Source organism: Oleiphilus sp. HI0080 (assembly GCF_001635135.1).
This window is the reverse complement of record NZ_LWFU01000555.1, coordinates 1-4,513: the sequence shown is the minus strand read 5'-3', so window position 1 is coordinate 4,513 and position 4,513 is coordinate 1. Positions and strand designations below refer to the sequence as shown.

Sequence of the window (4,513 nt, the reverse complement as noted above, 5' to 3'; positions counted from 1 at the left end):
TAAATACAATCCTGGTATTACATAAGTGTCAATATTGTGCAAAACGCGACTAAATCAGCGCGATCTTGGAGCATAAATACAGCCGGTGATGATGGATGCGATGCTTTACAAGTATGTTACACAATCCATGCCGCTTTATAACTAGCTTTGCATAATTGCAGACACAAAATTGGACAATTCTTAGGTGTGGCCATCTGAACACAAAAAAAACCGAATGGTCGTGTGTACGCCCGATTCGGTTTCTTGAGTTATGGAAGCTAGGCTAACCGCATTTACTATCACCGCAATTTAAGCAGGTAGCACATCCATCCATAATAATGACTGCTTTCGTGCTGCACTTTTTGCAGAGTTGCGCAGTGTCAGGGAAGGGATTGCTGTCGGCCGACTCTTCGGTCTTCGCTTCTACAGCGCTTTTTGACACCTCTTCAAATTGAGCGCGCTTCTCCGCAAGAATTTGCTTCGTGCTGTCGCTCATGTCCTCGTGCTCAATCAAGCCGATGCTCTTCATGTGCTTTTCAATTACTGCACCGATCTCAGCCACTAAAGAGGGCATGAATACGCCGCCTTTTTTATAATAGCCGCCGTTCGGGTCATAGACTGAAGAAAGCTCTTCAACTAAGAAGGTGATGTCACCGCCTTTTCTGAAGACTGCAGAAATAACGCGCGTTAAAGCGATGACCCATTGAAAGTGCTCCATTGATTTTGAATTAATGAAGACCTCGTAAGGGCGGCGCACTTCATGATCAGTGTCTTCATTCAAAATGATGTCGTTGATCGTAATATAAAGTGCATGATCAGAAACCGGAGTCTTTACCTTGTAGGTGGAACCAAGGAGGAAATCTGGACGCCCAATCGACTCGTTCATCTCAACTGGCTTAGGTTGCGCCTCTATAGCAGCTTCTGCCGCTGCAGCTGCAACTTGTGCCTCGGTATGAACTTGATAACCGACTATTTTTTTCTCAATTTTTATTGCCATTGTCTTATTCCTTATTGAGTGGTTGGGCGCTCGGCCCAACAAGCCCATCAATATTTACCGTAGGTGCCTTCTTTAAGTGCGTCGAAGAGGTTTGCAGCGGTGTGAAGCTCGCCGTCATACTCAATCTCTTCATTTCCTTTCACTTTTACGGTTGTGCCGTCTTCGAGCGTGAACTCATAAAGCGTGTTCTCTAGGTCTTTCTCTTTGACCAACACGCCTTGGAACGCTTCGGGGTTGAAACGGAATGTTGTACAGCCTTTAAGACCTTGCTCATAGGCATACATGTAAATGTCCTTGAATTCTTCATATGGGAATTCGGTAGGAACATTCGCCGTTTTAGAAATCGATGAGTCAACCCACTTTTGTGCCGCAGCTTGAATATCAACATGCTGCTTCGGCGTTACGTCGTCGGCAGCGATAAAGTAGTCAGGCAGCGCTTTCTCGTGGTCCTCACTGAAAGGCATGGCATTCGGGTTAATGTAATGCCGGTACGCCAAAAGCTCGTAGGAGAAAACATCAACTTTCTCTTTCGTTTTCTTGCCTTCTCTAATCACGTTACGAGCATAGTGGTGCGCGAAACTAGGCTCAATACCGTTACTGGCGTTATTTGCAAGAGATAGTGAAATCGTTCCTGTTGGAGCGATTGACGTGTGGTGTGTAAAGCGCGCGCCTTGCTCCGCAAGTGCCGCTACCAATTCTGGCTCGTAATCTGCTATTCGTTGCATGTAACGGCTGTATTTGGCGTGCAATACCTTACCTTTGATTGTGTCACCAAGAGAGTAACCGTCGGCTTTCAACTCTGGGCGTTCTGCAAGCATTTCGGCGTTGATGGTAAAGTCTTCTTCCATAATGGGGGCGGGACCTTTCTCTTTGCTAAGCTCAAGACCCTGTCTCCAGCCTTCAATCGCCATTTCACGATTTACTTTCTCTGTGAACTCGACCGACTCTTTAGAGCCATAAGGCATTTTCATCATGGTTAGGGTCGATCCTAAACCAAGGATGCCCATGCCATGCCGACGTTTAAAGTTTATCTCGTTGCGCTGGCCCATTAACGGTAAACCGTTAATCTCAACTACGTTATCGAGCATTCGCGTGAAAATCGCGACCGCCTTGCGGTATTCTTTGAAGTTAAAAGACGCTTTGTCACTGAACGGTTTTTCGACAAATGCAGTTAGATTTACAGAACCGAGCAAGCAGCTCCCGTAAGGTGGGAGCGGTTGTTCTCCACATGGATTTGTAGCGCGGATATTCTCGCAAAACCAGTTGTTGTTCATTTCATTCACTTTATCGATCAAGATAAAGCCGGGTTCTGCAAAGTCATAAGTAGAACTCATGATTGCGTCCCAAATAGAGCGTGCTTTTATGGTGTTATAAATTCGGCAGCCAATCAAGCCATCTTGATTCGCTACGTAGCCAGACTTTACAGGAAATGAACGGAATACAAATTGGTCGGTGTCGCTAAGATCCAAATTCTCCTCTGCGACCTCTTCTGCGGTAACCGGAAACGAAAGTTTCCAGTCACCATCGTTTTTAACAGCTTGAATAAAATCTTCTGTGATCAACAGTGAAAGGTTGAACTGACGCAGCCGTCCGTCTTCACGCTTGGCCTGAATGAAGTCGAGAACGTCAGGATGATGCACATCGAATGTCGCCATTTGTGCGCCACGACGACCGCCCGCAGAGGACACTGTGAAACACATCTTGTCGAAGATATCCATAAACGAAAGCGGACCCGACGTTGTTGCGCCTGCGCCGGCCACATAGGCGCCCTTCGGTCTGAGAGTGGAGAACTCATAACCGATACCACAGCCTGCTTTGAGTGTTAGACCTGCTTCATGATTCTTGAGAAGTATGTCATCCATTGAATCATAAACGGTGCCAGAGACTGTACAGTTGATTGTCGAAGTCGCTGGTTTGTGTTCACCGGCTCCAGCGTTCGACATAATACGTCCAGCAGGGATAACGCCATGCTCTAAAGCCCATTTGAAATCCGCATACACCAGCTCTTGCTTCTCTTCCGGCTCTACGGAAGAGAGGGCGCGAGCAACGCGCTCATAAGTCTCAGCAATTGTCTTATCAACAGCTTCGCCAGACTTTGTTTTAAGTTGGTATTTTGTATGCCAAATATCTACTGATGCGTCTTGCATCGGCAGTGGAGATATAAGCGGTTCGACCTTAGCGTTCATTTGCAACCTCGTGGACCAAAGATTAGAGGAGGCCTTCCTTAGCCAGCCCTTTGTTATAAGCGATTAATTGGTCGCCTTGCCTTGGCAACCCCTATATTTAGTGGTGTCGAAGTTTATGGGAAGACACTCCGATCACCATGGCTGGCGTTATTTATGCGCATTGCTTTTTATGCGCCAACCTAAACAACTACTCTACTATTCGCCCTGCAGATCTGCGTGATATCGAGACATCTGCTCTTGTCTATATGTAGAGGCTAGTGCGCATATTGGCGGTCTAATCACTACATGTAGGGCGATTTCGGGAAAGTATAACAGTATATAGTGGTATGTGAAGTTTAATATTTGCTGTTTTTATTACTTTATTCTTAGGAAAGGTATTGACAAAAAAACGCTTTTTTCGATGCACAAAATAAGAGCACAACTTAACCGCTTTTAGCGAAGGCACCCAAAATGTGCAAGATCTTATCTTCAATAAGTGGAACTATATGTAGTGTGCGCGGTTTAAGGTAAGTGTTACTAACTGAATTGTGTTTTTGCGTTATTTTTCTACTTAAATTCACTATCAGCTGTATAATGTGCGCGCCAAAAAAATGCGCTGGATTTACGTTCCGGTTAGCCGAAAAAGGAAATAAATATGTCAAATATTACCGTTTGTGCAATGTATCGTTTTGTCGACCTGCCAAATTACGAGTCGCTCCAAGCGCCTCTTTTACAGAAAATGAAGGAGCTAGACGTCCGTGGAACTCTGTTGCTTGCCAGCGAGGGTATCAACGGTACAGTTTCTGGTACCAATGCGTCCATCCAAGCCTTACTAAAATGGCTGCGGGAAATTCCCGAATTCGCAGAGATAGACTACAAGCTCTCGTTCGATGAAGAACAGCCCTTTTACCGCACCAAGGTGAAGCTCAAAAAAGAGATCGTCACAATGGGCGTACAAGGTATTGACCCAAAGCGTGTGGTTGGAACTTACGTTAAGCCGAAAGACTGGAATGCCTTAATTTCTGACCCTGACGTTCTGCTTATCGATACACGCAACGATTATGAGTACGAAATAGGTACCTTTGATGGCGCCATCAATCCGGTTACGGATACGTTTCGAGAGTTTCCGAAGTACGTTGAGGAGAATCTCGACCCTAATACGCACAAAAAGGTCGCGATGTTTTGTACAGGAGGCATTCGTTGCGAAAAGTCGACTGCGTTTTTAAAAGAAAAAGGCTTTGACGAGGTTTACCATCTTGAAGGCGGCATCCTGAAGTACCTTGAAGAGGTGCCTGAAGAAGAAACTATGTGGAAGGGTGATTGCTTCGTGTTTGATAATCGGGTCGCGGTTAACCACAAGCTCGAGAAAAGC

The 4,513-nt window shown here is 45.7% G+C and carries 3 protein-coding genes; 1 reads left to right on the top strand and 2 read right to left on the bottom strand.

What is annotated here, in order from left to right; genetic code table 11:
- Positions 1-262: 262 nt before the first annotated feature.
- Positions 263-976 (bottom strand): NrdJb, encoded by a 714-nt coding sequence (locus A3751_RS12245; RefSeq protein WP_068456395.1) that lies wholly within the window; start codon positions 974-976, stop codon positions 263-265.
- A gap of 47 nt (positions 977-1,023) precedes the next feature.
- Positions 1,024-3,162: an adenosylcobalamin-dependent ribonucleoside-diphosphate reductase gene (locus A3751_RS12240; protein WP_068456392.1), complete on the bottom strand. Its 2,139-nt coding sequence runs from the start codon at positions 3,160-3,162 to the stop codon at positions 1,024-1,026.
- 634 nt (positions 3,163-3,796) lie between these two features.
- On the opposite strand from A3751_RS12240, the gene A3751_RS12235 reads away from it, so the two are divergent.
- A partial coding sequence (locus A3751_RS12235) for a rhodanese-related sulfurtransferase (protein ID WP_068456389.1) occupies positions 3,797-4,513 on the top strand: 717 nt, incomplete at its 3' end.